26 protein-coding genes and 2 tRNA genes are annotated in these 26,982 nt (G+C 48.2%); 21 read left to right on the forward strand and 7 right to left on the reverse strand.

Annotation, left to right across the window (positions count from 1 at the left end; translation table 11 throughout):
* Window positions 1-225, reverse strand: a 225-nt coding sequence (locus I2D94_RS18240; protein WP_229056793.1) for a hypothetical protein, incomplete at its 3' end; no start/stop codon positions are given.
* Between the two features lie 157 nt (window positions 226-382).
* Here I2D94_RS18240 and tsaE point away from each other — a divergent pair.
* The 6 genes from tsaE (at window position 383) to asnS (ending at window position 5,224) form a co-directional block, all read left to right on the forward strand.
* Window positions 383-832: a tRNA (adenosine(37)-N6)-threonylcarbamoyltransferase complex ATPase subunit type 1 TsaE gene (gene tsaE, locus I2D94_RS06920; protein WP_195396106.1), complete on the forward strand. Its 450-nt coding sequence runs from the start codon at window positions 383-385 to the stop codon at window positions 830-832.
* On the forward strand, window positions 829-1,440 hold the full coding sequence (gene tsaB / locus I2D94_RS06925) for a tRNA (adenosine(37)-N6)-threonylcarbamoyltransferase complex dimerization subunit type 1 TsaB (RefSeq protein WP_195396107.1): 612 nt from the start codon (window positions 829-831) through the stop codon (window positions 1,438-1,440). The genes tsaE and tsaB overlap by 4 nt, the downstream gene beginning before the upstream one ends.
* Window positions 1,437-1,886, forward strand: a complete 450-nt coding sequence (gene rimI, locus I2D94_RS06930; RefSeq protein ID WP_195396108.1) for a ribosomal protein S18-alanine N-acetyltransferase — start codon at window positions 1,437-1,439, stop codon at window positions 1,884-1,886. Before tsaB ends, rimI begins: the two co-directional genes overlap by 4 nt.
* Window positions 1,883-2,905, forward strand: coding sequence for a tRNA (adenosine(37)-N6)-threonylcarbamoyltransferase complex transferase subunit TsaD (gene tsaD, locus I2D94_RS06935; RefSeq protein WP_195396109.1), 1,023 nt, complete (start codon window positions 1,883-1,885; stop codon window positions 2,903-2,905). Before rimI ends, tsaD begins: the two co-directional genes overlap by 4 nt.
* 54 nt (window positions 2,906-2,959) lie before the next feature.
* Window positions 2,960-3,580 carry a redox-sensing transcriptional repressor Rex gene (locus tag I2D94_RS06940; RefSeq protein WP_006060166.1) on the forward strand — a complete coding sequence of 207 codons (621 nt, stop codon included), beginning with the start codon at window positions 2,960-2,962 and terminating at the stop codon, window positions 3,578-3,580.
* Window positions 3,581-3,841: 261 nt separating this feature from the next.
* Window positions 3,842-5,224, forward strand: a complete 1,383-nt coding sequence (gene asnS / locus I2D94_RS06945; protein ID WP_195396110.1) for an asparagine--tRNA ligase — start codon at window positions 3,842-3,844, stop codon at window positions 5,222-5,224.
* 122 nt (window positions 5,225-5,346) lie between these two features.
* Here asnS and I2D94_RS06950 read toward each other — a convergent pair whose 3' ends face one another.
* On the reverse strand, window positions 5,347-6,183 hold the full coding sequence (locus tag I2D94_RS06950) for a hypothetical protein (protein ID WP_195396111.1): 837 nt from the start codon (window positions 6,181-6,183) through the stop codon (window positions 5,347-5,349).
* A gap of 87 nt (window positions 6,184-6,270) precedes the next feature.
* On the opposite strand from I2D94_RS06950, the gene I2D94_RS06955 reads away from it, so the two are divergent.
* The 5 genes from I2D94_RS06955 to murQ all read left to right on the forward strand — a co-directional run bounded on the left by I2D94_RS06955 (window position 6,271) and on the right by murQ (window position 11,788).
* A complete protein-coding gene (locus tag I2D94_RS06955) occupies window positions 6,271-6,483 on the forward strand; it encodes a hypothetical protein (RefSeq protein WP_139248559.1) in 213 nt (70 codons plus the stop codon).
* Between the two features lie 246 nt (window positions 6,484-6,729).
* On the forward strand, window positions 6,730-7,542 hold the full coding sequence (locus I2D94_RS06960) for a phosphorylcholine transferase LicD (protein WP_072683628.1): 813 nt from the start codon (window positions 6,730-6,732) through the stop codon (window positions 7,540-7,542).
* Window positions 7,543-7,557: 15 nt separating this feature from the next.
* Window positions 7,558-8,862, forward strand: a complete 1,305-nt coding sequence (locus tag I2D94_RS06965; protein WP_195396112.1) for an N-acetylmuramoyl-L-alanine amidase — start codon at window positions 7,558-7,560, stop codon at window positions 8,860-8,862.
* A gap of 108 nt (window positions 8,863-8,970) precedes the next feature.
* Window positions 8,971-10,824 carry an ABC-F family ATP-binding cassette domain-containing protein gene (locus I2D94_RS06970; RefSeq protein WP_195396113.1) on the forward strand — a complete coding sequence of 618 codons (1,854 nt, stop codon included), beginning with the start codon at window positions 8,971-8,973 and terminating at the stop codon, window positions 10,822-10,824.
* 67 nt (window positions 10,825-10,891) lie between these two features.
* Window positions 10,892-11,788 carry an N-acetylmuramic acid 6-phosphate etherase gene (gene murQ, locus I2D94_RS06975; protein WP_072683625.1) on the forward strand — a complete coding sequence of 299 codons (897 nt, stop codon included), beginning with the start codon at window positions 10,892-10,894 and terminating at the stop codon, window positions 11,786-11,788.
* A 58-nt stretch (window positions 11,789-11,846) separates the two neighbouring features.
* Here murQ and I2D94_RS06980 read toward each other — a convergent pair whose 3' ends face one another.
* Together I2D94_RS06980 and I2D94_RS06985 are read right to left on the reverse strand one after the other, a co-directional pair.
* Entirely contained in the window at window positions 11,847-12,086 is a 240-nt protein-coding gene (locus I2D94_RS06980) for a hypothetical protein (protein ID WP_072683624.1), read from the reverse strand.
* Window positions 12,073-13,323: a helix-turn-helix transcriptional regulator gene (locus I2D94_RS06985; protein ID WP_072683623.1), complete on the reverse strand. Its 1,251-nt coding sequence runs from the start codon at window positions 13,321-13,323 to the stop codon at window positions 12,073-12,075. Before I2D94_RS06985 ends, I2D94_RS06980 begins: the two co-directional genes overlap by 14 nt.
* 520 nt (window positions 13,324-13,843) lie before the next feature.
* On the opposite strand from I2D94_RS06985, the gene I2D94_RS06990 reads away from it, so the two are divergent.
* From I2D94_RS06990 to I2D94_RS07000, 3 genes are all read left to right on the forward strand, one after another.
* On the forward strand, window positions 13,844-14,119 hold the full coding sequence (locus tag I2D94_RS06990) for a helix-turn-helix transcriptional regulator (RefSeq protein WP_072683622.1): 276 nt from the start codon (window positions 13,844-13,846) through the stop codon (window positions 14,117-14,119).
* Window positions 14,120-14,165: 46 nt separating this feature from the next.
* Window positions 14,166-14,456, forward strand: a complete 291-nt coding sequence (locus I2D94_RS06995) for a hypothetical protein (RefSeq protein ID WP_195396114.1) — start codon at window positions 14,166-14,168, stop codon at window positions 14,454-14,456.
* Window positions 14,457-14,733: 277 nt separating this feature from the next.
* Window positions 14,734-16,233: a hypothetical protein gene (locus I2D94_RS07000; protein WP_072683620.1), complete on the forward strand. Its 1,500-nt coding sequence runs from the start codon at window positions 14,734-14,736 to the stop codon at window positions 16,231-16,233.
* Between the two features lie 208 nt (window positions 16,234-16,441).
* Here I2D94_RS07000 and udp read toward each other — a convergent pair whose 3' ends face one another.
* The 3 genes from udp to I2D94_RS07015 form a co-directional block, all read right to left on the reverse strand.
* Complete coding sequence (gene udp, locus I2D94_RS07005) at window positions 16,442-17,230, reverse strand: uridine phosphorylase (RefSeq protein ID WP_229056794.1); 789 nt, start codon at window positions 17,228-17,230, stop codon at window positions 16,442-16,444.
* A gap of 100 nt (window positions 17,231-17,330) precedes the next feature.
* The gene (locus tag I2D94_RS07010; RefSeq protein WP_072683619.1) at window positions 17,331-18,407 is read right to left on the reverse strand and encodes an NTF2-like N-terminal transpeptidase domain-containing protein; all 1,077 of its coding nucleotides are present in this window, start codon (window positions 18,405-18,407) and stop codon (window positions 17,331-17,333) included.
* A gap of 11 nt (window positions 18,408-18,418) precedes the next feature.
* The gene (locus tag I2D94_RS07015) at window positions 18,419-19,396 is read right to left on the reverse strand and encodes a phosphodiester glycosidase family protein (protein ID WP_195396115.1); all 978 of its coding nucleotides are present in this window, start codon (window positions 19,394-19,396) and stop codon (window positions 18,419-18,421) included.
* Window positions 19,397-19,913: 517 nt separating this feature from the next.
* Between I2D94_RS07015 and I2D94_RS07020 the strand changes: the two genes are divergently transcribed.
* The 7 genes from I2D94_RS07020 (at window position 19,914) to I2D94_RS07050 (ending at window position 26,949) form a co-directional block, all read left to right on the forward strand.
* Window positions 19,914-21,137 (forward strand): ABC transporter substrate-binding protein, encoded by a 1,224-nt coding sequence (locus I2D94_RS07020; RefSeq protein ID WP_195396116.1) that lies wholly within the window; start codon window positions 19,914-19,916, stop codon window positions 21,135-21,137.
* Between the two features lie 63 nt (window positions 21,138-21,200).
* Window positions 21,201-23,000 (forward strand): iron ABC transporter permease, encoded by a 1,800-nt coding sequence (locus tag I2D94_RS07025; RefSeq protein WP_195396117.1) that lies wholly within the window; start codon window positions 21,201-21,203, stop codon window positions 22,998-23,000.
* 1 nt (window position 23,001) lies between these two features.
* Window positions 23,002-24,120 carry an ABC transporter ATP-binding protein gene (locus I2D94_RS07030; protein ID WP_195396118.1) on the forward strand — a complete coding sequence of 373 codons (1,119 nt, stop codon included), beginning with the start codon at window positions 23,002-23,004 and terminating at the stop codon, window positions 24,118-24,120.
* A 34-nt stretch (window positions 24,121-24,154) separates the two neighbouring features.
* Window positions 24,155-24,802, forward strand: coding sequence for a YesL family protein (locus I2D94_RS07035; RefSeq protein WP_195396119.1), 648 nt, complete (start codon window positions 24,155-24,157; stop codon window positions 24,800-24,802).
* Between the two features lie 91 nt (window positions 24,803-24,893).
* A tRNA-Glu gene (locus I2D94_RS07040) sits at window positions 24,894-24,970 on the forward strand.
* 7 nt (window positions 24,971-24,977) lie between these two features.
* Window positions 24,978-25,051: transfer RNA gene (locus I2D94_RS07045), tRNA-Trp, on the forward strand.
* A 236-nt stretch (window positions 25,052-25,287) separates the two neighbouring features.
* Window positions 25,288-26,949 (forward strand): diphosphate--fructose-6-phosphate 1-phosphotransferase, encoded by a 1,662-nt coding sequence (locus I2D94_RS07050; protein WP_072683614.1) that lies wholly within the window; start codon window positions 25,288-25,290, stop codon window positions 26,947-26,949.
* Window positions 26,950-26,982: the final 33 nt, after the last annotated feature.

Below are 26,982 nucleotides of genomic sequence, written 5' to 3' on the forward strand. Positions count from 1 at the left end.
GAGAATAGCTATGCCTGCCATAGTGAACGTAGCTCGTTGCCAGGTTCTCCGGTTCCCTTTCTCAGGGAGCCTTTTTTTTGTTTCTCGCTGGATTGATCCGAAAAGGGGGAGGAAGCGGTTTGTTTCGTTGAGGAAATCCGGAAGCGCTGGAATGGATTTCCATGCATATTGAATCAAGGATTCATAAAATAAGGGGAAACTGTTCTGTGTTAAAACGGTTTTCATCTTTTTTATTGCTTTTCAGATTTGCAATCAGAGTTCCAATCAAAAAGGAAAAATAAAATAATTGTCGATTTAAATACAGGTATGGTTTTCTTTCTCCCGTGCTTTAAATCTGTGCTATAATATTTTCCAAGTGACACTGAAGAAAGGATGTGAACAAATGAAGCTTGAATTCATAACGGAAACACCGCAGGAAACCAAAGCTCTCGGTGAGAAAATGGGAAGTTTATCCAAGCCCAATATGGTGTGGACGATGAGCGGGGATTTAGGCGCCGGCAAGACGACGCTGACCCAGGGGATTGCCCGGGGACTAGGAATCACCCGCACTGTCAGCAGTCCTACTTTTACGATATTGAAGATTTATCAAGGCCGTTTGCCATTGTATCATTTTGACGCCTATCGTCTGGAAGGGACGCATCAGGAACTGGGTTTTGAGGAAATGATCGACGGCGAGGGCCTGACGGTTATCGAATGGCCGGAATATATGGAAGACCTGGATCAAACGGAACCGCTGCGGATTACGCTGCGTCGCTTAGGCGAGAATCGTCGCCAGATCGTTTTGGAAACCGGAAATGAAAAGTATGTCGAATTGATGGAGGCATTAAAATGATTACTTTATGTATGGATACCAGCAGTAAGTTTCTGGTGCTGGCTTTGATTGAGAATGATCAGCTCATTGGCAAACGCTGCCTGTCTTCCTGGAAGCGACAGTCGGAAATGATCTTTCCGCAGTTAACCGCATTGCTTGAGGAATGTCATTTGACGCCGAAGGCGATCAACGAAGTCGTAGTGACAAAAGGACCGGGCAGCTACACCGGCGTGCGGATCGCGATGACGGTCGCCAAAGTGTTATGCTCTACGGCGCATTTACCACTGTATGCGCTGCCGACGTTGGAACTGATTGGGGCTGGAAAAGAGAAAGCTGGCATACTGCTGGACGCCCGCAGCCAGCGTGCTTATTTTGGATTCATTGAGAAGGGGAAACTGATCGGTAAAGAAGAAGTGCTGCCGCTCAGCGAGATTCAGGCGCGGATTGAAGAAGCCGGCGATTTAGAACTGGTCGGCGATTGTTCCCTGTTGGGGTTGGAAGATTGTTATCCCGATCTGGCAGAAGCTTTCCTCCTTGCGCGGCCGCAATGGCAGAAGGTTGAGAACGTTCATCTGTTAGTGCCGGAGTACCTGAAATCGGCCGACGACTATCTGGTAAAAAAAGCATGATCCGGGAAATGACGCTGGACGATTTAGAAATTGTCTGCGAAATGGAGCTGCGGTTGTTTAGTTCGCCCTGGCCGCGGGAAAGCTATGAATATGAGTTAAAGGAAAACCCATACTCTCATTTATTTGTGGCTGAAAACGAAGCAGGAACGATTGTCGGCTATGCCGGCGTCTGGACGACGTTCGATCAGGCGCAGATCACGACAATCGGCGTGGATCTTCCTTACCGCCGTCAGCATTGGGCTTCGCGGCTGATGGACCACATGATCAACTGCGCCGCAGAGAATGGCTGTGAAATGATTTCGCTGGAGGTTCGCGTCAGCAACGCTCCAGCTTTGACCTGTTACAAAAAATATGGTTTTGAAATTATCAATATCCGGAAAGGTTATTATCAGGATAATCATGAAGATGCGTATTTGATGATGAAACCAATAGGAGGGAATTTATGAAACGGAATTTAATCCTGGCGATTGAGTCCAGCTGTGATGAAACAGCCGCCGCGGTGGTGGAGGATGGCTGTAAAATCTGTTCCAACATCGTTTCTTCACAGATTAACGTCCATAAAAAATACGGCGGCGTTGTGCCGGAGGTCGCTTCGCGGATCCATGTTGAAAATATTTCCGTTGTGATCGAAGAAGCGCTGGTTCAGGCTGAAGTAACAATGGATGATATTTTGGCGATCGCGGTAACGCAGGGACCCGGCCTGGTCGGCTCGCTGCACGTCGGCGTCCAGGCTGCGAAAACCCTGGCCTGGTATTACGATAAGCCACTGATCCCGCTGCATCACATCATCGGGCACATCTATGCCAACCGCTTCGTCGACGAACTGCGGTTCCCGATGATTGCGCTGGTGGTGTCCGGCGGTCATACCGAGCTGGTCTGGATGAAGGATGAATGGTCATTTGAAATCCTCGGCACAACGCAGGACGACGCGATCGGCGAGGCTTACGACAAGGTTTCCCGGGTGATGGGAACCGGATATCCGGGCGGCCCGGTCATTGATAAAATGGCGAAACTGGGACATCCGCATTACACCTTGCCGAAGCCAAAGACGGAAAAACCGCTTGATTTCTCCTTCAGCGGTCTAAAATCAGCGGTCCTGCAGCTGATCGACCGGGAAAGTAAAAAAGGTGAGGAGCTGAACAAGGAAGACCTTTCCTACGCTTTCCAGGAAGCGGCGCTGGACACGCTGCTGAAAAAGACGATGCAGGCGGTCAGGGAATTTAAACCGAAGCAGGTTGTGCTGGCAGGCGGCGTGGCGGCCAATTCGCGCCTGCGTGAGAAAATCTCGGAGATGATTCAGGAAACGCCGGAGGTTCATCTGACGATTCCGCCGTTATGGTGCTGCACGGACAATGCCGCGATGATTGGCGCCGCGGGATGGACGGCGTATACGCACGGTTTAAACGGCTCGTTGGACATCGCCGCGAACCCGTCGATGGAAATTGAAACAAGTTCAATTCATTAAATCATTCACAATTTAAAACAAGTGTGCTAGAATAATGCAGAAGGGGTTGATAGTATGCCAACAAAGTCAGTCCCTAAGGCTACACTGCAGCGTTATCCAATCTATCTGAAAGCTTTACGCAAACTCAAAAATTCCGGCGTAACCCGGATCATGTCCAAGGAGCTTTCGGAATATGTGGCTATTGAGTCCACGACGATCCGCCGGGATTTCTCATTCCTGGGATCGCTGGGGAAGCAAGGTTATGGCTATGACGTTGACCGCCTGATTGAAATATTCAACGAGCAGTTGGGCATGGGATTCGATGAGAAGATTATTCTTGTCGGAGCAGGCAACCTTGGGAAAGCTTTAATGAATTACAATCGCTGGAACCATGTTGTCGGCGAGATTGTATGTGCCTTTGACATCCGTCCGGAGTCTGTCGGGAAGACGCCGATTCCGGTTTACCACGTTGATGAAATGAAGGATAAGATTCCAGAAGGTTGTCGAATCGCGATCCTGTGCGTTTCGTCGAATGTTCAGGACGCAGCCGATCGTTTGATCGAATGCGGCATTACCGGGATTGTTGATTTCTCGCATGAGCATTTCCAGGTTCCCAAGGGAGTTCTGGTCAAGCCGATCGACGTTGTATCCACGATCCAGGAACTGGTTTTTGAAACCAACAATATGAAAAAGTAGAAGGCAGCGAAAAGAGAACGATCCTATTACTGAAGCACAGCGAGCCGGGCAGGGTGAAAGCCGGAGTTCAGTCAGGGAATGCGGAACACTCTGGGAGCCGGATCGGAGAACTGACAGTAGACGATCCCGTCGGCGGCGTTAACGCACCCTGAGGCCCGATGATTTTGCGATCATCCGGGTAAATGAGGATGGCACCACGTTGTTGAACGTTCCTTGATCAGGAACGTTTTTTTATTCATAAACAAACAAAAGGAGAAAAGTATGCTTACATTCATGACCGTCAGAGAACTTTACGAGATGGCCTGTTCCGGCAGCACCATGGAAACCGATCAGATCGAGTATGCCCAGCTGCAGGGATGGGTCAGAACCAACCGCAACAACGGCTCCATCGGGTTTATCGAGCTGAACGACGGAACGTATTTCCGCAACGCCCAGCTGGTTTATTCTTCCGATCTGGCCAACTTTCAGGACGTGTCCAAATATCTGACCGGCACGGCGCTGACCGTCACGGGAAAAGTCGTGCTGACGCCGCAGGCAAAGCAGCCGTTTGAGCTGCAGGTTACAGAAGTGATTTTGGAAGGCGCCTGCGACAACACCTATCCGCTGCAGAAGAAACGGCATTCGTTTGAGTATCTGCGCGAGATCGGACATCTGCGTCCGCGCAGCAACACCTTTAACGCGGTTTTCCGCGTCCGCTCGGTCCTGGCGATGGCGATCCATGAATTTTTCCAGGATCAGGGTTTTGTTTATGTCAACGCCCCGATCATCACAGGCAACGACGCAGAAGGCGCAGGCGAGGTCTTTACCGTCACTACCCGTGAGGATGGCAACTACGAAGAGGACTTCTTCGGCAAGAAAGCAAACCTTACAGTTTCCGGTCAGCTGCAGGCGGAAGCGTTTGCGATGGCTTTCCGTGATGTTTACACCTTTGGCCCGACCTTCCGTGCGGAAAACTCCAACACAACGACCCATGCTTCTGAATTCTGGATGGTCGAACCGGAAATTGCGTTCGCGGATCTGGAAGATGATATGGATCTGATTGAAGATATGATCAAATACTGCATTCAGTACGTCATGGACAACTGTCCGGAAGAAATGAAATTCTTCAACCAGTTTATTGACAACACGTTATTGGAACGGCTGAATCATGTGCTGAACAGCGAATTCGTCCGGATGCCATACACCGAAGCGATCGATCATCTGTTGAAAGCCAGGAAAAAGTTTGAAAACCCGGTTTCCTGGGGAATGGATCTCAACACGGAGCATGAGCGCTATCTGTGCGAAGAAGTTGTAAAAGGTCCGGTCTTCCTGATCAATTATCCGAAGGATATCAAAGCGTTCTATATGCGGATGAACGATGACGGGAAAACTGTGGCAGCCTGCGATTTGCTGGTGCCGGCAGTCGGTGAACTGGTCGGCGGTTCTCAGCGTGAAGAACGGCTGGAAGTGCTGCAGAGCCGAATGAAGGAAATGGGTGTTCATGAAGACGGACTGCAGTGGTATCTGGATCTGCGCCGCTATGGCGGCTGCCAGCATGCGGGCTTTGGTCTGGGCTTTGAACGATTCATCATGTATGTTACCGGAATGCAGAATATCCGCGATGTGATCCCGTTTGCCCGCACCCCGAAGAACTTATTGTTCTGATTGAGTTTTCCTTCAATCAACTCAGCAATTCAATTTAATTTTACTGAAGATGAACTGACAAATGAAAAAGAGTTAAACGTCGTTTGGATATTTAACTCTTTTTCATTTTAATATTTCCAAAGTTAACGATGAAGAACGGCTTGCTTTATTTGAACATTTTGATTCGCTTTTTCATGGATTTGTCTTTGAAAATCTTCCGGTGTATGAATTGCATCTAAGCTTTGAATAAGGTCAAAAAGTGTTTCTCCGTCAAGTTCTTCGATTTGTTTTTCTTCCTGCTCGGTCAACTCTATCCGCTGTTTCAGCACAAGCTTAACCAACATTTTCTGACCTTCTATTCTTCCTTGTGCAATTCCTTTTTCATAAACCACCTGTTCATCCCGTTCGTCAAACCTGGCCCGCATCCGGGCCAGCGCCAAATTGGTGTCTCTTAAAAAATCCATTTTCTTCTCTTCCATCATTTGAATGATTTCCTCCTTTTCTGATAATTCCTGAATCCACTTCTGTTTTTCTGCAACGTGACTGAACCGAACCGTGTAGTGTATTTTCTCCGACAGCCTCCATTCTTCCACTGGTTTCTTTTCCAGCGCTTCCAGCTTATCCATTTCCACCCAAAGAATCCGGCATCGCCCGTCCGGTAAAGGAATTGCCTTTTCTTCTTTCGTATAACGATAATCATGCAGATAACCGTCATTCTTTTGGAGTTGCGGGACATGGTTGGTAAGCATGACCTGAACGACCGGATTAAACTCATACAGATCACCGACACAGAGCTGATCGGCAACGATGCGGGACAGATATCCCTGCGAACGCATTGCCAATGAATCACTCATCTGATAGTTCTGCATCTCAAGATTGATTACAAGGAGGGTTCCTCGTTCATCTTCAGCTTTAATCAGTAAATCAAATCGAATCCCTTTCTCGCCGCGATGATTTTTTACAGGCTCGGTATTCATCATCGAAGTTCGGACTAACCGGCAGAGAAAGAGATCGGAGAAATAAGCGATCCGGATCTTTCTGGATATTTCATCCTCAGAGCCGAAGGTGTGGCGGAAGACGTCGTTTTCTCGGAAATCAATGGTGGCCAGAAGCTGACGGATTTGAGCGGAATCCAGACAGAGCGTCAGCGGTTGCAGGGGATCGTTGTTATGAAGTTTCTTCGTATTTTCCATCGCAATAAAAACCTCCTCTACTTTAATATTGCGGAAAATCAGAAAAAGCCTCATAAAAAACAGAACTTTGTAAAAATACTTTATTGAGTTTGTCTTTCAAATTAATGTTAACTCTTTTGAATTGTCATTTCAAGGGTAAACTGAAAGTTAAATGCCAAATTAGAAATAATTGGGGAAAGCATGACAAATATCCAAATAAAAGATGCATGGAGCCTGAATGGCTGTATATTTATGACATAGCCTTTGAGAATCAGACCCTTTCGTTGCGTACAAACTAAAAAAACTTGAGGTTGATCTTCAATTCTCTTATAATAGAGCGTAGGATGTGATGACATGAAAAAATACGTATTAAAAACAGATGAAAACGGCAACGAGATCACAGTTGCCGATGTCCATAAGGTGCTTTTGGAAATGCTCAAAATGATTGATGGCATTTGCCAGAAATACAACATACCTTATTTCCTCAACGGCGGCAGCGCCTTAGGTGCGGTTCGCCATCAGGGCTTTATTCCATGGGATGACGATGCGGATATCGCCATGCTTTATGAAGACTACAAGCGCTTTATCGTCGCTTTGAAGCAGGATCTTCCGGAAGGCTATACCTTTCAATGCTTTGATACGGATAAACGCTATAATCCGTTAATTCCGGGGATGAAGATCCGGAAAAAAGGAACGTATCTGAAAGAAGTCAATACGTTGTTAGCCAACCGCTGTACTGAATGCGACGGAATTTTCATCGACGTTTTTGTTTATGATTACTGCGCCGCAAGCAAAACCATGGATCTGCCGCTGCGGATGTTGAATCAGCTGATTATGCCGTTTATCATTCTCTTTGACAACCTGGGCATGAATCCGTTGTTCCTCAAGCGCTGGTTCGTTTCCAACGCCCGGATGTATGGGAAACTTAATGAAGGAAGCAAGAAGATCGGCTTTGATCTGACATGGACGTTTAAGAGTCCATTGAAACCATTTATCTTTGATTATGACGATATCTATCCTGTTCAGTATGTTCCGTTCGAGGACACGCAGCTGCCGATTGCGCATCATCCGCACGAATACCTGTGCACAGCGATTGCACCAAGCTACATGACGCTGCCGCCGGAAGAAGAACAGAAACCGAAACATATCGTTGACATCCGGTTATAAGGAGTTTTGGAAACCATGACAGTGGAACCAAGCTATGTCCCGCGCGGCTCCAAACTGCGCTGGAAATCTTTCCTGTTCATCTTTATCGCCTGCTGCATACTCGCGTATGGAGGGCAATGGTTGTTGAATCAACGCCAGAAAAAACAAGTCGATACGTATGGCGTCTGCGGTTTGAGTAATCAGAAAACCCGGCAGCTGTTTGAAAATCAGATTGTTGATGAAGCGCAGCTGTTGTCGTTGGGCGATTATCTTTACTATGGAGAAACGCTCAATCTTTATCATGAGACCTATAACCGCAGCGGTCAGGATCTTTTTGCCGGCAAGACAGTCATTCTGCGCAATGTATGCAGCGGTTTGGATTTTGTTTATATGATGGAAAAAAACGCCGACGGTCAGATTCCTCTGGAAGATCTGGACGAAGGCTTTTATCAGGTTTTCATCATGCAGGATCTGAAAGAAAAACAGCTTGTCAGTGATAAAAAACTGCGCGATACCTTCTACACAGTGACGCGGGAGAACACGAATAAAAAGATCGAGCTGATTGCCGATCAGAATCTTTTCGACAACCCGGAAGAAGAACCGTTTTTACAAAAAAACTACGTGTTTGTCCAGGTGAGCACCCAACCGCAGCCGGAAGACTGGATCGATGTGATGATCGATCCCGGCGCGATGCATCAGGATAATGGCTATACCGACAAAGGAGTTCATGGAAACGGCTTGTTAGCGTATGAAGAAAATTACAAAATTGCCGTCAAACTGAAGGATCAGCTTGAAAAACTGGGCTTGAAAGTCGAACTGACGCGGGATCTGGATGAAATCGTCAACAGTTACGGCGAGGATGGCCGGCTGGATCGCGCCTATTCCCAACATGCGCGGTATTACATCAATATCGAGATGAAAAGCGCGACAAACGTCAACTTGCGGGGAACAGATATCGTTTATTCTTCCTTTTCTTCTAACCGTATGGCTTCCACAGTGCTCAAATCCATCGTCGAAAATACATCCCTGACGTATGCCAGGGAAGCGACGGGATCGGCCAGCGGGACGAGCATCGGCGAAGATGGAACTGCGTATGACGGTCAGAAAATCATCCGTGAATCGGGTGGACGAATCCTGGGCGCCGGGACCTTTTCTGAAGCTTCCCGTCAGAATCAGGCGTTTGCGGCGGAGAATCGTTATGGCATGCAGGCATTAACGATTCAGTATTTGTTTTTAAGCAACAGTGAGGATGTTGCAGCGTGGCAAAATGAGCTTGACAGGATTGCAGAAGCAACGGCTGCCGGATTAGCGAAAGCGATGCGGATTCCCAGCGGCAGTTAAACCTTACGGGCGCAAAGTTTCAGTTAAAATCAAGAATGAAAAAATTCGGTAACCTGCCAGTTCAAACGGCAGGTTCCTGTTGTTAATCAAGGAAGGAGAGTGACATCCATGCTCTATCAAATCAGCCGTGGGAGTAAATCTTTCGGCACGGAAACCGTGTTTGAGGATATACAGTTTGAGATCCGGGGCACTGAGAAAATTGCGGTCGTCGGCCGCAACGGATGTGGAAAATCGACGCTTTTAAAAATTATGACCGGCGAGCTGGATCTGGACAAAGGTGAAATTCACAGTACCTCCGGCACGCGGATCGGTTATCTGGCCCAGACGACCTTTCCAGACGAAACCTTAACCGTCCGGGAAGACCTTGAAAAAGTCTTTGAACCCTTGCAGAAATTGAAAGCTCAGCTTGATAAGCTGACAGAACGCATGGCAACGGATTACAGTGAAGCGGTGCTGGATCGTTATGCTCAGCTGGAGACACAGTTTGAGATGGCAGGCGGTTATACGTGGCAGTCGGAGTTAATGACGGTGTTTACGAAGTTTGGCTTTCAGGAAGAAATGCTGGATAGAACGATCAATACCTTTTCCGGCGGTCAGAAAACACGTCTTGCATTTGTTAAATTACTTTTAAGCAAACCGGATATACTGCTTCTGGACGAACCGACCAACCATCTGGATTTGGAAACGATCGAATGGCTGGAAGGGTATCTGAAGCGATACAGCCGGGCTGTCGTGCTGGTTTCCCATGACCGGATGTTTCTCGATCACATTGCGGAAGAAGTTTATGAGCTGGAATATGGTTCGATGAAGCATTACACCGGCAACTACACGAGCTTTCAGAATCAGAAGCAGCAGGATTTAATCCGTCAGCAGCAGATGTATAATCGTCAGCAGAAGGAAATTGAGCGGTTGGAAGGCTTGATCGAGCGCTTCCGCTACAAGGCGACAAAAGCGGCGATGGCGCAATCGAAGATCAAGGCGCTGGAGCGGATGGAAAAGATCGACGCCCCTCAGAAAAGCGATACCCGGAGTTTCTCAGCGCATTTTGTTCCGCGGTTAAAAGGTGGAAAAACAGTGCTGGAGATCAAGGATCTCAAGGTCGGTTACGATCATCCGTTATGCGAGATTTCCCTGGAAATTTTATCAGGGCAGCGCATTGCGGTGCTGGGGCCTAACGGCTGCGGCAAGAGTACGTTGATGAAGACGCTGGTCGGTGATCTGCCGGCGTTGGGCGGGGATTATCTGTATGGTCATCAGATTGAAACCGGTTATTTTGATCAGCAGCTGGCGCAGTTTTCCTCCGGGAAGACAGTGCTGGAAGAATTGTGGGACGATTATCCGGAACTGGACCGGACTCAGATCCGGACGGTGTTGGGACGTTTCCTGTTTACCAGCGACGACGTGTTCAAAACGGTCGACGTGCTTTCCGGGGGCGAAAAGGTTCGGTTGTCTCTGGCGAAATTGATGCTGCGTCAGGCGAATTTCCTGCTTTTGGACGAACCGACCAACCATTTGGATATTGTAGGCAAGGAAGCACTGGAAGAAGCGCTGAACGGATATACCGGAACGATTCTGTTCGTTTCGCATGATCGTTATTTTATCAAGAAGATAGCTACGGCGATCCTGCATATCGACATGCAGGGGAATGCTGTCTATTATCCGTTTGGTTATGAACAATTCGATGACGATCAGCAGCAGAAGGAAAAGGAACAGGCGCCAAAGAAAGACGCTGAAGTTCAGCGTCAGACTCCGAAGCGCAATCCGAATGCCCGCGAAGCGGCCAAGCTGGAAAAGCAGATCGCGGAAAAGGAAGAACAGCTGGAAGCAATGCGTGAAAAGCGGTTTGATCCGGAATACTACCATGATTATCAGAAAATGAATGAACTGGATGAACAGATCGACGATCTGCACAATGAGATTGAGCATTTAATGCAGCGCTGGGAAGAATGTTTGGAGGGATAGAAATCCGGTCTTGTCCAAACCCTGTCAAAACGCTATAATAAACATGAGGAAAAAAGGAGAACACAACATGTCTGAAGTAAAATTAAATCATTTAACAACAGAACGCCGTAACGAGAAAACGATGAACCTCGATACGCTTTCCACCCGCGAATTATTGGAAATCATGAACGAAGAGGACCACAAGGTTCCTGACGCGGTTCGTGAAGCAATCCCGGAAATTGAAAAAGCCGTCCAGGCGATTGTTAAAGCGCTGCGCAGCGGCGGCCGTCTGATTTATATGGGTGCTGGGACATCCGGACGGTTAGGCGTCATTGATTCCGCCGAATGCATGCCGACCTTTGGTACGACCTATGAAGTCGTCGGCTTACTGGCAGGCGGTCCAGGTGCATTCTTAACTGCGGTCGAAGGCGCTGAGGATGATGCAGAATTAGGCAAGCAGGATCTGGTCGATCAGAAGCTGACTGAAAAAGACGTTGTCTGCGGCATCGCGGCCAGCGGCAGAACTCCGTATGTTATCGGCGGTTTAGATTATGCGCGTTCCATTGGGGCGACAGCGGTTTCCGTCGCTTGCAACAAGAACAGTGAAGTTGGCAAGCATGCGGATGTTGCGATTGAAGTCGATGCCGGTCCGGAAGTTTTAACAGGTTCAACACGTCTGAAATCCGGCACTTGCCAGAAATTAATCCTGAATATGTTGTCAACAGCTTCCATGGTTGGCTATGGCAAGGTTTACGGTAACCTGATGGTTGACGTCAAAGCGACAAACTTGAAGTTGATCGAACGTTCCAAGCGCATCATCATGATGGCAACGGACTGCGATTATGAAACAGCGGCAAAGATGTATGAAGTATCCGGCAATTACCCGAAGGTAGCCATCGTCATGATTCTGACAGGCTGCACAAAGGAAGAAGCGGAAGAACGTCTGAATAAGAACGAAGGCTTTGTTCGTCAGGCAATTAAATAAGGTAAAAAAAACTGCAGCGCCTGGGATTTATTGACTATCCCTTAGCGCTGCAGTTTTTTTATTTTCGGTGCTTGTGGTTCCAAGAGTGATATTCTGCCAGCAGCAGCGCTGACAAGGTTTTCAGATCATAATCGTCGTTGATCAACAAAGATTTCAGAGAATCACTGCTGGAATTAAACGGATATTTCATGCGCAGAGCCATGAGCGGCAGCGGATCAGCAGGATCTTTTCTCAGCTTTTCCTTGAGCTTCCGTAAATCATTTTCCATTTGCACTCTTAATTCTTCATCGTTGATCATATTGCATACCTCTTTTATTTAACTCATTTAATTTCTTAAGATATTTAACTTGCTTGACGATGGAGCGGGTTTCGTAATACTGAATCAGTTGTTCGTAAATGAAGATCATGCCTTCTGAACTACCTTCACGGTTTAAATACTTCTCACAGGCTTTAAGTTTAATTTCTATTTCTTTTTCATGGTTTGATTTTCTTTGGAGGTTAATGATTTCCAGCATATCTTTTATAAACTTATTCTTAGGATATTGTTTACTATATTCTAAGAATTCATCTAGTTTATCATATTGATCAGTCTGCAATAATGTCCAAGCTATTCCATAAAAGATTTCAGGGATATTCTGCCATCCGGGTCTTAACTGTTTATAGATATTCTCAGCTTTATTATATTGTGTGGCATTTACATAATTATTCCCAGCATTACACAGAATCATATTTATAGTTTGATCAGATAATTGTTTAGAATAAGTTTTTAATAATTTGTCATAGATTTTTCCTGCTTCTTCAGGGTGATTTTCATGCGAATAAATAATAGCTTCATGCATCATTGTATAAGCTATCCTCTGAAAATTGCCTTCTTCTTTGAAGAGTGTGTCAGCCTTTTTATTGTAATTATGAGCGAGAGTTAGATGTCCTATTTGTATTAAACAAATAGCTGCATGATAGTATAACAGATCAGTATAATATTTGACGGTGTATGGTAAATTTAATAGAGTTTGAAAAAAATCCATTGCTTGATCTAATTTTAATTTGTTTTTTTCAGCTATGCCTTGATATAGGATAAATTGATAATTTTGTACAGAGTTTAAACAGTCTTGATATGTTTTTATAAATTTTATTCTTTTGAGTTCTTTACCATTGTTAAAAGTAATATTATATATAAATAAAGTAAGATTGTAATCTAAAAACAAAAGCGAGTTGTTTAATATATCATTTTGTTTTTCTAATTTTGTATATAATACTGAAGCTTCTTCGTATTGGAAAAAGTATAATTTTTCTTTAATCAGATTCATTAGCGTGCTTTGTTCTGCTAACCAATCCGTGGTTAAAGAAGGTAATTCCAATTTGTTTGAGATCGTTCTATATAATTCTTCTGTAATAGGACGGAGACCTCTTTCCATCTCGCTAAACGAAGAATTAGCCATGGGTAATGACTTTGCAAAGGCTTCTTGCTTCCAATTTAATTCAATTCGTCTTTTCCTAATTAAAGCTGCTTTTAGTTTACTTTCATCAGTATTCATTGTATCCATAGCCTTCTTTCGTAAAAAAGAGTCAAATCATCTGAATTTTTATAGTTATTTATATGTCATCTATGCCTTTTTTTCAAAAGGACTTTCGTTGTGGATTGGCTCTATGAATTTTATAATTATTACAGACAAACGTTTGTCCTGAAGAAAGGACAGAAAAGATGAAAAAGATTTTAGTTAGTCTGATGCTGATTCTGCCGTTAATGGCCGCTGTTCCAACAGCCTCGCCTGTTTTGGCAAATTATGGATTCAGCGTTTATGGTCCCAATTAAATAACTAAACTAAGGGCCCTTAGTTTTTAATTCATCTTAATCTGTTATTAGATCCTATCTATTCTGCATATTAGTTTTCATATTAATTTGTATATCGCTAAATATCACTTCCAATAACCCAATTTTCCATATTATACCAAAAATGTTCATTTTAATAAACGGTCAAAATAGTCGATTGCTAGTCTTATATGTTAAATTTTCGACCGCTATAATAAAATCAACGAAAGCGGGAGAGATCAGCTATGAGTGAAAATGAACAATTTTTTGATCTAAATTATGCTGTCTATCTGCGCATTCAGGAAATTATGGTAATCTTGGATATCAAGAGTATCAGTAAGCTGGCAGAAATGTCCGGTGTTAATAAATCAACGATCAGTACACTGAAAACAAAAAAGGATAAGACGGTGACCTTGCAGACAATTCGTTTGATCTGCAAAGCCGTTGGGATGACACTTGCTGAATTTTTCGATTCACCGCTGTTTCCAAATGACAAAGAGAAACTCTTGATCGAGGGATAATTCCTTCGATTTTTTCATATATTGAAAGTGAAAGAGGGATGGAAAAATGAATGAAATGATGGAACTCATGCATCAATTACTGCTTGGCAATGGTATTTTAATCGCAGGCTGCGTTTATGTGTGCGCAGAATTGCTTAAATCATTTTTACCGCGGATGAACAGCACCTGGATTCCTTTGATCGGCGCGATCATGGGCGTGGTGCTGGGATTGGTAATCCCTGATTTTTCAGTAGGCCAGGGCATGCTGGTAAAAGCGATCAGCGGCCTGTGTCTGGGATGGGCGGCAACGGGCGCTTTCGAATCCATAAAATGTATTAAAAACCGTCAACATAGTTAAGCAGAATGAACTTTCATCAGGCGGAGAACTGAAACGGTTCTCTTTTTTTGTTTGCCGGAACTTTCTTTGCTGGAATAAGACGCTTCGAAACTATAAAATTCATGAAAACACAGAGCAGTGAAATTGTTGAAATATCAGAGTGAGGTGGAGAAAAAGGAGTATAAATTTCACAATGAATGTGCGGAAGCCGGCGCAGACAGAGCTGGTAAACTATGGTACAATAATACGGAAGAAGCGTAGTTTGCGTTTTCGTATACGAATTGAAGGAGACTAGAACATGAGTGAAAACCAGCCGGAAAAGGCTTTATTTCAACTGATCGCCGAAGCATTGACGCCGGAGGGCACATTGCCGAAGGATTTCTCGCTGCCAAAGGAAAAAGTACAGAATAAGCTGATCTTCGCCGACGGAGCGATGGATGGCATTAAGTTATACCATACTCAACCCAAAGAGATAGATCTCGAACCGGTCTGCCAGGCGCTGCTGCTTATCAGCCAGGGGCAGGAAGAAGCCGGGAAAACACAGCTGACGGCCGCGTTGGCGCAGCACAGCGTGATTGAAGTGATCGACGCTCTGCACAAATGGATTTATGAACATCATCAGCAGCTGGATCCGGGGAAGCTCTCCGGTTTCGCGATCCGCTGCATCATGACGTCGGCGGATCCGGAGCTGATCAAGCTGGGGCTGGCAATCATGGAACTGTTGAATACCGATAAGCAGGAAGCGCTGAAAAAAGTGATCCGCGCATTGGCGCTGTGCAACGAATTTACGCTATACTGTCTGTTTATCATGCGCAGCTGGACCGGCGGCAACGATGAAATTTTTGATCTGATGCAGAAGGTTCATGGCTGGGGCCGGATTCACTGTGTGAATCAGATCGATCCAGCAAACCGCCTGATCAAAAAATGGCTGCTGGATCATGGCTGCGAGAATAACGTGGCTCCGGCATATTCGGCCCTGACCGTAGCGAAGAAGTGCGATTTGATTGATCAGCTCCGCCGTGATGATTTATCACCGGAGGACTGGGCGGGAATCACGTTGATCATAGACGGTTTAATGGCGGAAGGCCCGGTTGCGGGGATCTCGGAAATCGAGGACCGCGAAGGGGTGTTCACCGCTTATCTGAAGCAGGCGGAACATTTCCCGATGACGTTAGCGACCGTTCAGAATCTGATCGCGATCGCTCAGTATATCGACGGCGAACAGGTCAAACTGCCGGAGGTCAAGAAGCAGTGTCTGGAACTGTTGAAATCATCGGAATGCTACGTCACCGTCAGTGCGGCGATGGAACAGGGCAAAGGATTTGAAGAAGCGTTGAAGCTGAGCATCCCGTATGAAGAAAAGGCGATGACCTGGCTAAAGCAGAATCCGGTGGAGCATTGCATGGCGGCGCGGTTATTAATGGCTTCGGAAAAGGACTGCGACGAGATTCTTGCGCTGTATGCCGACTGCCTGCCGTTAGAGACAATGGCCAGCGGTCCTGCGGATGTGCTGGGACTGGGGAAGGATTATCAGAATTTTCATGCGCTGGCGGCGATATTGCAGTCGCTGCGGCTATATCCGGGCAAAGGTGCGGAGTTTATCCGCTGCGCTCTGTTGTGTCCGGTCATCAGCTGCCGGACCTATGCGCTGGATACGCTGGAAAGCTGGGTAAAATTGGCGCAGACTTCGTTAAAGGGAATCGCGCCGCAGCTGCTTGTCGTACTTGATCAGGCTGAGGAACTGGAAGTGAAGGATGAGCTGAAATCCCGGATTCAGGCGTTGAAGCGTGCGGCTTAAGCAAGTTTTTCAAACGGGAAAACTCAACCAGAGAACAATAAAAGACAAAAGGGATTCCAAGCGCACAGACTGGATCCCTTTTTCATAAATGAAAAAATCCAGAGGGAGAAGCGTCGGGCAGTGTTTCTTTTCTGGATTTTATTGATTTTTGTGCTGATGGGGTTAAGATCGAAAGGCAGGGGCAGCTGATTGCCGTGACGAATTGAATTTAAGCCTTCTGATCTGCCAGATCGGCTTTGATCAGTTCGCGCAGCGCTTCAATCGCCGCGCGGATCGGGGCTTCGGTATCGTGATGCTGGATATTTTCCAGTCCTGCCTTTTCCCGCTGCTGATTGGCAACCGTCAGGAAGACCGAGCCGACGCGGCAGCGCAGATAGCCGCCGACGATAAACAGCGCCGCTGACTCCATTTCGCTGGCCAGACAACCCATTCTTAACCAGGCGTCCCATTTGCGCAGCAGTTCTTCATGATTTGGCAATTCTTCCGGTTTGTGCTGGCCATAGAAGGCATCTTTGCACTGCACCACGCCGACATGATAGGGCATATTCAGTTTGGCAGCACTGTGCGCCAGCGCATTGACAACCTGAAAATCAGCGACTGCCGGATATTCAATCGGCGCGTATTCCTTGCTTGTACCTTCAAAGCGGATGGCCCCAGTGGCAATGACGAGATCGCCGCCTTTGACATCCAGATCCATCCCGCCGCAGGTGCCGACCCGGATGAACGTATCCGCGCCGCAGACATGCAGCTCCTCCATCGCAATCGAAGCCGAAGCGCCGCCGATTCCGGTTGAAGTCACGCTGACCTTCACGCCGTCCAGCTCGCCGGTATACGTGACAAATTCGCGGGAATCCGCGACCAGTACCGGATTGTCAAAGTGCGCCGCAATCTTGGCGCAGCGCTTCGGATCGCCCGGCAGTAAAACGTAGCGGCCGATCTCGCCTTTCCCAACGCCGATGTGATATTGTTTCCCTGAACCTTCTGTATAATCAATCATGCTTGTTCCTCCTTTGTTAAGGGCTTTTATTACTTATAATGTACCACAGCAGAGATATCAAAAAAAGCGACATTTGTCGCTTTTTGAGTGTTTTGTTGAATTAATTGTTGGCTGGATTGAGGTCGTTGTTGACGACCAGGTCGATCGCTTTCCAGCTGCCTGAACTGTGGGTCAGGACAATCTGATAACCGCAGTGATAAGTCCGGTTGCCATACGTGTTGCTCAATACAGTGTAGTCAAAGATGACCTTGCCGACCAGATCATGCTCACCGATCTGGATCAGATCGAGAACCTCGGCATTTTCAAACTTGACGCCCGCATGCCCCGTATACCACTGGTTGTCCATTGTGCGGATCTTGGCCGCAAATTCGCTGCCGGACAGGAAGTAGCCGGTCAAGGTGCCCAGGCCGCCGTCACCGGTGGCATAGCGCGCCGCCGCTTCAGCAATCGCCGTCATCGTTTTCTCGCCTGCGCTTTTGATCTCGCCGCTGGCAGCTTGGCCAACGTAGAAACGCTCTTCATAGGCATCTTTGACAACGACATAGCCCTCGGCGGTGATCTCCGGCTGGGACATCAGTTCGCTGATTTGATAACGGGTGACGGTCGGGGCGGCGGAACTGGTCTTGTAGCGGTCGAAGGTGCCGGCCGGAACCTTGGTCTCTTTAACGTAGTCGCTGCCTAAGAGAATGCCGTTGACCTTGACCTGCGCTTCTGCCGGGGCGTCGATCAGGTAGCTCAGGTTGCCGGAACTTTGCATGACGGTTTCCACCAGCCATGTCTCGTTCTCCTTGCGCAGATTCAGCGTTGAAACTTTTCTGCCCTTGGAATAGACGCCATAGGTGCCTTCATACCCTTCCGCGGATTTATCATCTTTAACATAGTTCAGATCTTTAAAGTCGACATCGCCGTAGATTGTATTCATCGCCGCAGTGAAATCAGCTTCGCTGCTCAGACTGCCGGTACGGGTCTGGAACTGTTGATATAGTTCAGTATAATCCTGCTTTTCAATCTGTTTCATGTACGCCTGCAGCGCGGCGTCGGGTGTTGTTTTTTCATACGCGCTCATCTTGCCGTTGACCAGAGCCAGCACGCCGGCGGAAGCGCCGATCACGATCGCGAGAATCAGTCCGATCATCGCCAGGGCAGTGCCTGTTGGAATTCCTTGTTTTTTACTCATTGCGGTTTCTCCTATTTCACGATAAAGGCGGTCGGCACGCGGCGGTCACCTTTGATCGATACAGTGGTGTTCAGGGTTTCTCCGTCGTAGACCATGACGGTGGAATTGCCGCCGTCCAGATTCGCGGCGTTGACGGCGTCATACTGCTGCATGATGTCGATGATGTCCTGATAGGTTGAGCCGAAGCTGCTCGGCTGCCGGCCGTCCAGCACCATCAACAGGAACGCGCCGTCGTAGCGTTGACCGATCACGGTACGCGGATTCAGGCCCGGATGCCGTCCGGTTTCGAAGACGACTTCCCAGTTTTTGATAAAGACCGGACCGAAGGTTACGGCGTCGCGGATATCATAATCCAGCGCCTGCTGAGCGGTCATATCGCCGACGACCAGCTGATTGGCGTTGTTGATGCCGATAACCGGCGTGAATTCGCCGGGGGTGCCGCTGATCAGCTTGCCGTCGTGAATGACGATGCCGTAAGCGGTGCCGCCATTGCCGTTGCCGCCGGCATCCTCAAAGCCGCCGGCGTTGATCCCGGCGATCGCGTTGTTGTCCTGAATGTATTTTTCGACGGAATAGCCCGGCGCTCCGGAATCCATATTTGGATTGCAGGCGACGAAGACGCGGGATGGATCGTGGACGATCATCAGCTTGCCTTCAAAGGTCGTGCCTTTCAGATCAATGATCTCAATCGCGTCCTGATCAGCGCTGGGAACCTCGGCAGACTGTTCGCTCTGGTCAGTGAGCTGCGGATTGCGGATCGCATCCAGTTCGGCTTGGGAATAGAACAACCCCGCGGCCTTGTACTGCAGACTGCCTTCGTCCATCGTTTCCAACAGATGCCGGGTGTACGCTTTGTATGGCCCGCAGTAGATCGAATTGAGCGCCAGCGTCCCGGTAATCCCGGCACCCGCAAGCACCATCACCAGAATGATGCCGCTCAGCGCTCCGGCCGAAATCCCGGATTTTTTCGCTTTTCTTTTTTTACTCATTGAATTCCTGTATGAAGTTCACTCTTCATACGACTCCTTTCTTTTCTTAGTGTTGAACCACAGCCTAATTATATCGGCAATGGGGCGAGAAAACAATGCGCAAGCCGACGAAAACAATGAAGACTTCATGACGAAGCTTTGCAAATCAACGCCGAAGCGTCTGTTAAAACATAAAAAAAATTTAGGCTATAAGTGCGAAATCGCCTTCATTTTTCAACGGCTTTGGGGGTTGCCGCATCCAGAAAGAGAGCAGAGATTCGCATCGTTTCCTGTTTGAATCTAAAAATAAATTAGAATTTTTTTAGAGGTTGGGAATGAATCCGGTAAAAATTTCCTGAAAACAGGTAAAATCATCGAAAAATAGGAATAAAGCCTGAAATTTAGTAAGAACAATGTGGTAATTGTTTGCTTATTCCAAATAATTTCACAAATTGATTTCAAATCGTTGAAAAATAAAAAAATTAGTTTTAAGATGGATTTAAGAAAGCGGTTACATAACCGTCGGAGGTAAGGAAACATGAGAAAAGTTTTAACTGTCCTGTGCTGTTTCTTTCTCTGTGCCGCAGCCTTGAGCGGATGCTCAGACAAAGGGACAAAGGAACCGGAGAAGCAGCCGGACAATGCCCAAACACCGGGCGAGTCCACGGAGGGAATCGATCAGTCGACCTTTGAGGAACTGCTGCAGAAGGGGATTGAGAATGGCAAGAAAGTAACGGTCTATTCCACACATTCCGTTGTCGTCAGCGGCTGCGAAGCGTTTAAGAACAAATATAACTTAGACGTTGAATTTGAATGCACGCAGATCGGCGATACCAACCAGATCACTCAGGTCGCGGAGGAAGTCGCCTCCGGCGCTGAAGGCGCGGATCTCATCTTCATCCAGGACGGCGCGCGCGTCATGTCCGATCTGGTCGAGGAAGGCTACGTCTATAACTGGTACAATCAGGAAATTTATGATCTGGTCGGCGCGGATACAGAACCGCTGTTAGTCTATGATTACTGCAACAAGGTCTTCATTTTCAACAGCGATAACGTCAAGGAAGAAGACCTGAGCAATATCTGGTATGTCACCGACGAGCAATACAAAGGCACCGTTCAGATGAAGGATCCGTACAGCGAGGGCGTCAACATGGACTTCCTGACGCAGATCACTTCCGACGACTATGCGGCCAAGCTGGAAGCGGCGTACAAAGATTACTACGGAACCGATCTGGTGTTGGACAGCGATTGCCCGAATGCCGGTTACCAGTGGATCAAGATGCTTTACAACAACGGTCTGGTCGTCGGCTCCTCGGACGGCGATATCGCCCAGGCAATCGGCGCGGAAGGTCAGAGCGAGCAATGGTCGGCCTTAATCACGCTGAACAAATATAAGAAGAATCTGGATAAGGGCTACAAGCTGGGCTTCGCCTCCAACGTCACGCCGTTTGCGGGCTTCATTTATCCGATCTACGGCCTGTTGACAAGCAATGCCGACAACCCGGATATGGCGAAGGCGTTCCTGTGCTGGCTGTTCACGGAAGAAGGCTGGTTCGGCAACGGCGAGCTGAAGATCAACGACGGCTCCCTCTACAACGGCATGACCGGCCGCTTCGGCGATTACTCCGGCAATACCAATCTGAAAGTTACCGACGGTGACAAGACGGTCAAGGAATGGAAATCGATCTTGGTCGAAGAAGATCCGATCTACTGCTCCGAGCACCGCGCGGATGTTGAAGACTTCATCAATCTGATCAAATAAGAAAGCTCTCGGAAGGTTGTGGTGTTCGCCATCACAGCCTTTCTCACTCTTAGGGAGGGGAATATGAAAAGAAAGCTCAATCAAGTCAAGACATTCTTCAGCAAACCCTATAACATCCTGTTGGTGCTCTTTTTGATCGTTCTGACCTATCTGGTCGTCTTTCCGCTGTTTTCGATCGTCAAGGATACCTTCATCGTTCATTCGGCTGAGAAATCCCGCGTCCATCAGGCGGTCGGCAGTTTGACAGCGTATCATTGGAACCGCACGCTCGCCAGCGTTTACAGTAAATCCTTATTGTATGAACCGCTGGCCCACAGCCTGGTCTGTTCGATCAGCGCCTGCATCGTCGCGATTTTAATCGGCGGGGGCTTTGCCTGGCTGGTCACCCGCAGCGATCTGCGCTGGAAAAAAGTCCTGACCAAGCTGTTTATCTTCCCATACATCATGCCGAGCTGGACGCTGGCGTTAGCCTGGAAGAATTTCTTTAAAAACGCCGCGGTCGGCGGGGCGACCGGCATCTTCACGGCACTGACGGGGATCGCAACGCCGAATTGGTTCGCTTACGGACCATTTCCGATCATTCTGGTCACCGGGCTGCATTACGCGCCGTTCGCTTATATCCTGATCGGCGGCATCCTGCGCAACATGGATGCGAATCTGGAGGAAGCAGCGGTCATCCTGAAAACCAAACGCCTGCGGATGTTTACGCGGATTACAATTCCGATGGTTATGCCGGCCGTGCTGAGCACGGTTATTCTGGTCTTCTCCAGCGCGATGAGTTCATTCGCCGTACCGCAGTTCCTCGGTCTGCCGGTGCGTTATTACGTACTGACCACCGAGCTGTACGCCGCGCTGCAGGGAACCAACCCGGGCGTCGGCTACATCCTGGCGATCGTCATGATCGTCATCAGCGTGCTGATCATGCTGGCAAACCAGAAGCTGATCGGCAAGCGAAAATCCTATGCGACGGTGACGGGCAAGAGCGCCAACGTGTCGCTGTTCCATTTAAAGAAAGCCCGCAGTCTATTGTCAGTGCTGGTGCTGTGTCTGGTGCTGTGCATGTCGGTCGTCCCGCTGATCTCGTTCTTACTGCAGTCGCTGATCATTATTAAAGGCAATTACAGTCTGTCCAACATGACGCTGGATTTCTGGATCGGCAGCTCCAAGGGCGGCAACGACGTCATGGACAAGGCCGGAATCCTGATCAACGCGGACGTCTGGAAGACGCTGTTCAACAGTCTGAAGCTTTCGGCAATCGTCGCGGTGGGCGCGGGTACGCTGGGCTTTCTGGCCGGTTATGCGATCGTGCGCCGGCGGGGAAGCAAGCTGAGCCAGATCGTAGAGAATCTGACGTTTATCCCGTATCTGATTCCGTCGATGGCTTTTGCGGCGATTTATCTGTCGATGTTCTCACGCCCGCACGGAATTATTCCATCGCTCTACGGCACCTTTGCGATTTTGGCTCTGATCGGGACGGTCAAATATCTGCCGATGGCTTCCCGTTCCGGCGTGAACTCGATGCTGCAGCTGTCTCCGGAAATTGAGGAGGCCGGCATCATTCAGGGCATTCCCTGGGTCAAACGGATGGCCAAGATCATCGTGCCGATCGAGAAGTCGACGATCGTCTCCGGCTATCTGCTGCCGTTTGTTTCCAGTATGCGCGAACTGAGCTTATACGTGATTCTGGTGACCGCAAACAACCGCGTGCTGACGACATTGTTATTCATGTATGATGAAAAGGGCTGGGAGCAGTATTCCAATGCGATCAACCTGTTGATTATCTTCGTGGTGCTCATCGTGAATTTCGGCGTAGAAAAGCTGACCGGCGCTTCCATTGAAAAGGGTGTAGGAGGAGGAAATTGACATGCCGACAATAAGATTAGTCGATATCACAAAAAAATTCGGCAAGGGCTCAATCGCCGTAAATCATTTAAATCTGGAAATTAAGGACGGAGATTTCGTCTCGCTGTTAGGACCTTCCGGCTGCGGCAAGACGACGACGCTGCGGATGATCGCCGGGCTGGAAACGCCGAGCGAAGGTGAGATCTACATCGACGATCAGCTGGTGTTCTCCGATGCTAAAGGCGTCAATGTGTCGCCGGATAAGCGCAATGTCGGTTTCCTGTTTCAGAACTATGCGCTGTGGCCGCACATGACGGTGTATAAAAATATTTCATTTGGTTTGGAAAACATGAAATGGCCGAAGGAAAAGATCGACGCCCGGGTGAAGGAAATCTGCCAGACGATGCGGATTGAAGAATACATTCAGCGCTATCCGTCTGAATTGTCGGGTGGTCAGCAGCAGCGCGTTGCGATCGCCCGGACCTTAGCCCCGAACCCGCGGGTGTTGTTGATGGACGAACCGCTGTCCAACCTGGACGCCAAGCTGCGCAACGACATGCGCGCTGAACTGAAGCGGCTGCACATGGCGACCGGAGCGACGTTTGTCTATGTAACCCACGATCAGTCGGAGGCGATGACGCTGAGCTCGAAGGTATGTCTGATCAAGGAAGGTGTTTTGCAGCAGTATTGTCCGCCATTGACGTTGTATGGTGAACCGGCGAATTTATTCTGCGCTGATTTCATGGGCAATCCGACGATGAATTTCATTTCCTGCCACGGGATCAAAAAGGATCAGGCAGTCGAATTGACCTGCCGGCATTTCTCTGTTCGTTTCACGCCGAACCAACCGCTGGCGCTGCCGGCGGAAGGGGATTATGTTTTAGGCGTAAGACCGGAATTTGTTAAAGTCAGCGCGGACGAGGGCATCGAAGGCACGGTTGTTTCCTCATTGCCAAGCGGGATGGAAACAACGTTGTCGCTGGCGGTCAAGGACATCACGTTGTCGGCGGTGGCCTTCGGCAGCATCGACTTCGCGATGGATTCCGTCATTCACTTCGGTTTTGAAGGGGATCGGTATATCCTGTTTGACGCGCAGTCGACAGAAAATCTGGGACTGGGTTCCTTACAGATTTTAAACTGATTTAAATAGGGTAATCCTGAAAGAGGAGTGGAACATGGGCGAAAAAGGAGAAAAATTATTTTGGACCGGCGTCGACCGGGTAATGAACATCGTGCTGCTGGGCTTTCTGTGGCTGATCTGCAGTCTGCCTGTCGTCACGATCGGCGCCTCCAGTACGGCGCTCAACGCCTCGATGAGCGGTTATGTGCGGGGAGATCGCCGCTCGGTGATAAAATCCTTTTTCGCCGCGTTTCGTCAGCATTGGCCGCTAGCCACGAAGATCTGGCTGATCCATCTGGTTGTCATCGCGGTGCTGCTGTGGGATTTGCTTTATTATCGGATCGGCGAATCGTCGCAGGATGTGCTGGGGGCCACGGTGGCTGCGGTTGGGCTTGGGCTTGTCTTTTTTGAATTGTTGATGGTCTTTGCACTGCTGGTGGAGGTTCCCGGGCTGACAGTAAAAACAGCGCTGGCGAAGGCGCTGGACCTGGCGTTTACCTGTTTCTTGGAGTCGTTGTCCATTGCGGTGCTGACGCTGGCGGTGCCGGTGGCAGTCTTCTTTCTGCTGCCGGGATTCCTGCCGGCATTGCCGGGCTTGATTGTGTATCTGGACTGGCAGATCCTGCCGAAGATGTTCCAGAAAGCCAAGTTTAAAAAGGGCAGCCGGGAACAGAATCGGATGTTACGGAAACAAAATCACTGAAGGCGGAGCGAAGTTTCTGCCTTCGTTTTTTTATTTTTTTGTTGAAATCATAAAAAGTTTATGCTATTATTACAAAGCAATCGGAAAAAATGGCTCGTTGGTGAAGTGGCTTAACACAGCGCCCTTTCACGGCGTCATTCACGAGTTCGAATCTCGTACGAGTCACCATTTTTTTAGGGGTGTGGTTCAATGGTAGAACAGAGGTCTCCAAAACCTTTGATGGGAGTTCGATTCTCTCCACCCCTGCCACTTATTCGCAAAGCCTTTCTGAAAGGCTTTTTTTATTGCATAATAATCCCCAGTTTAGTCTAAAAATAAAAGTACCAGATTGAGAAATATCGCCGGGGAATTGGACCCCGGCGATCAAATCTTCCGGATGTTCCTTTTTTGTGTCTTTTGTCACGCTGAACACGCGAATACCGGTTTACTTTTCAGGTTAAATATCTTAAAATTACGATGTATCTAAGATGAGAAGGAGATTAACTATGAAAATTTCATCACTACAATCTGCTAGATATGAGTATTCACCGAAACTTCCAGGTATGCTGAGACATGGCATTGCCAATATCGGGGTTCAGGAAGGCGAAGAAACTCAAAGCGCAGCCGATCAGGAAGTAATCAAACGCTTATTTCCAAACACATACGGCAAAAAAGAAATTACATTTGTTCAGGGTGAGAACACGGCGGAAACGAAGAAACAGGTCGTCGGCGTGATTCTTTCCGGCGGTCAGGCTCCGGGCGGACACAATGTCATCTGCGGCTTATATGATGCTTTAAAAGCTGCGAATAAAGAAAATGTTCTCTATGGTTTCAAGAATGGTCCGATCGGTTTGATTGAAGACGATTATTTGATTTTTGACGATGCCTACATCAACCAGTACCGCAACACGGGCGGATTCGATATCATCGGTTCCGGCAGAACGAAGCTGGAAACTAGCGAACAATTCGCGATCGTTGCGGATGTCTGCAAGAAGCATGGAATTACGGCGATTGTCATCATCGGCGGCGATGACTCCAATACCAATGCGGCGGTTTTGGCTGAATACTTTGCGGCGCATGACACCGGCGTTCAGGTCATCGGCTGCCCGAAGACGATCGACGGCGATCTGAAGAACGAAGATATCGAATGCTCGTTCGGGTTTGATACGGCGACCAAGACTTACAGCGAAATCATTGGCAACATCGAAAGAGACGCGAATTCCGCGAAGAAATACTGGCATTTCATCAAAGTCATGGGCCGTTCCGCTTCCCATGTCGCTCTGGAATGCGCGCTGGAAACGCAGCCGAATATCTGTCTGATCTCCGAAGAAGTATCGGAAAAGAAAATGTCGCTGTCGCAGATTGCGGATTACATTGCGGATTCCGTTGAAAAGCGTGCGGCAAAGGGCATGAACTTCGGTGTCGCGATCATTCCGGAAGGCGTCGTTGAATTCGTACCGGAATTCTCTGCGTTAATTCAGGAAATCAACGAACTTCTCGCCGGAAGCAAGGCTGACGCGTTCAACGCGCTGGCGACGTGGAGCGAAAAGTATGCGTTCATTGAACAAGGACTGACGAAAGAATCCATGGGCGTCTTTGCGATCCTGCCGGAAAACATCCAGCAGCAGCTGTTCCTGGAACGCGATCCGCACGGCAACGTCCAGGTTTCCCTGATCGAATCGGAAAAATTATTCTCGGCGTTAGTCAAGGATAAGCTGGATGAAAGAAAGAAAGCCGGAACCTATAAGGGAAAATTCAGTCCGCTGCATCATTTCTTAGGCTATGAAGGACGATGCGCGTTCCCGTCTAACTTTGATTCCGACTACTGCTACTCGCTGGGATATAATGCGTTTATGTTGATCCAGTATGGCTACAACGGCTATCTGTCAAAGATCTCCAACCTGTCCAAGCCGGCCAGCGAATGGACAGCGGGCGGTATGCCGATCACGAAGATGATGAACATCGAAAGAAGACATGGCGAAGACAAGCCAGTCATCAAGAAAGCACTTGTCGAGCTGGATGGCAAGCCGTTTAAATTCTTTGAGGCTCATCGTGAGGAATGGGCTGTGGAAACCAGCTTCGTTTATCCGGGCGCGATCCAGTATTACGGACCAGCTGAAGTCTGCGATATCACGACGAAGACGCTGGCGCTGGAACACGCTGAGTAAAACAAAAACATTCTGTTTCCTTCCGAATCTGTT

The organism is Holdemania sp. 1001302B_160321_E10 (assembly GCF_015552275.1).
In the GTDB taxonomy this organism is placed as follows: domain Bacteria; phylum Bacillota_I; class Bacilli_A; order Erysipelotrichales; family Erysipelotrichaceae; genus Holdemania.

What these genes read in the sequence shown, in the direction of transcription:
- tsaE (WP_195396106.1), top strand. Translation starts at nt 383, where the DNA reads ATGAAGCTTGAATTCATAACGGAAACACCGCAGGAAACCAAAGCTCTC.
- tsaB (WP_195396107.1), top strand. Translation starts at nt 829, where the DNA reads ATGATTACTTTATGTATGGATACCAGCAGTAAGTTTCTGGTGCTGGCT.
- rimI (WP_195396108.1), top strand. Translation starts at nt 1,437, where the DNA reads ATGATCCGGGAAATGACGCTGGACGATTTAGAAATTGTCTGCGAAATG.
- tsaD (WP_195396109.1), top strand. Translation starts at nt 1,883, where the DNA reads ATGAAACGGAATTTAATCCTGGCGATTGAGTCCAGCTGTGATGAAACA.
- I2D94_RS06940 (WP_006060166.1), top strand. Translation starts at nt 2,960, where the DNA reads ATGCCAACAAAGTCAGTCCCTAAGGCTACACTGCAGCGTTATCCAATC.
- asnS (WP_195396110.1), top strand. Translation starts at nt 3,842, where the DNA reads ATGCTTACATTCATGACCGTCAGAGAACTTTACGAGATGGCCTGTTCC.
- I2D94_RS06950 (WP_195396111.1), bottom strand. Translation starts at nt 6,183, where the DNA reads ATGATGAATACCGAGCCTGTAAAAAATCATCGCGGCGAGAAAGGGATT.
- I2D94_RS06960 (WP_072683628.1), top strand. Translation starts at nt 6,730, where the DNA reads ATGAAAAAATACGTATTAAAAACAGATGAAAACGGCAACGAGATCACA.
- I2D94_RS06965 (WP_195396112.1), top strand. Translation starts at nt 7,558, where the DNA reads ATGACAGTGGAACCAAGCTATGTCCCGCGCGGCTCCAAACTGCGCTGG.
- I2D94_RS06970 (WP_195396113.1), top strand. Translation starts at nt 8,971, where the DNA reads ATGCTCTATCAAATCAGCCGTGGGAGTAAATCTTTCGGCACGGAAACC.
- murQ (WP_072683625.1), top strand. Translation starts at nt 10,892, where the DNA reads ATGTCTGAAGTAAAATTAAATCATTTAACAACAGAACGCCGTAACGAG.
- I2D94_RS06980 (WP_072683624.1), bottom strand. Translation starts at nt 12,086, where the DNA reads ATGATCAACGATGAAGAATTAAGAGTGCAAATGGAAAATGATTTACGG.
- I2D94_RS06985 (WP_072683623.1), bottom strand. Translation starts at nt 13,323, where the DNA reads ATGAATACTGATGAAAGTAAACTAAAAGCAGCTTTAATTAGGAAAAGA.
- I2D94_RS06990 (WP_072683622.1), top strand. Translation starts at nt 13,844, where the DNA reads ATGAGTGAAAATGAACAATTTTTTGATCTAAATTATGCTGTCTATCTG.
- I2D94_RS06995 (WP_195396114.1), top strand. Translation starts at nt 14,166, where the DNA reads ATGAATGAAATGATGGAACTCATGCATCAATTACTGCTTGGCAATGGT.
- I2D94_RS07000 (WP_072683620.1), top strand. Translation starts at nt 14,734, where the DNA reads ATGAGTGAAAACCAGCCGGAAAAGGCTTTATTTCAACTGATCGCCGAA.
- udp (WP_229056794.1), bottom strand. Translation starts at nt 17,230, where the DNA reads ATGATTGATTATACAGAAGGTTCAGGGAAACAATATCACATCGGCGTT.
- I2D94_RS07010 (WP_072683619.1), bottom strand. Translation starts at nt 18,407, where the DNA reads ATGAGTAAAAAACAAGGAATTCCAACAGGCACTGCCCTGGCGATGATC.
- I2D94_RS07015 (WP_195396115.1), bottom strand. Translation starts at nt 19,396, where the DNA reads ATGAGTAAAAAAAGAAAAGCGAAAAAATCCGGGATTTCGGCCGGAGCG.
- I2D94_RS07020 (WP_195396116.1), top strand. Translation starts at nt 19,914, where the DNA reads ATGAGAAAAGTTTTAACTGTCCTGTGCTGTTTCTTTCTCTGTGCCGCA.
- I2D94_RS07025 (WP_195396117.1), top strand. Translation starts at nt 21,201, where the DNA reads ATGAAAAGAAAGCTCAATCAAGTCAAGACATTCTTCAGCAAACCCTAT.
- I2D94_RS07030 (WP_195396118.1), top strand. Translation starts at nt 23,002, where the DNA reads ATGCCGACAATAAGATTAGTCGATATCACAAAAAAATTCGGCAAGGGC.
- I2D94_RS07035 (WP_195396119.1), top strand. Translation starts at nt 24,155, where the DNA reads ATGGGCGAAAAAGGAGAAAAATTATTTTGGACCGGCGTCGACCGGGTA.
- I2D94_RS07050 (WP_072683614.1), top strand. Translation starts at nt 25,288, where the DNA reads ATGAAAATTTCATCACTACAATCTGCTAGATATGAGTATTCACCGAAA.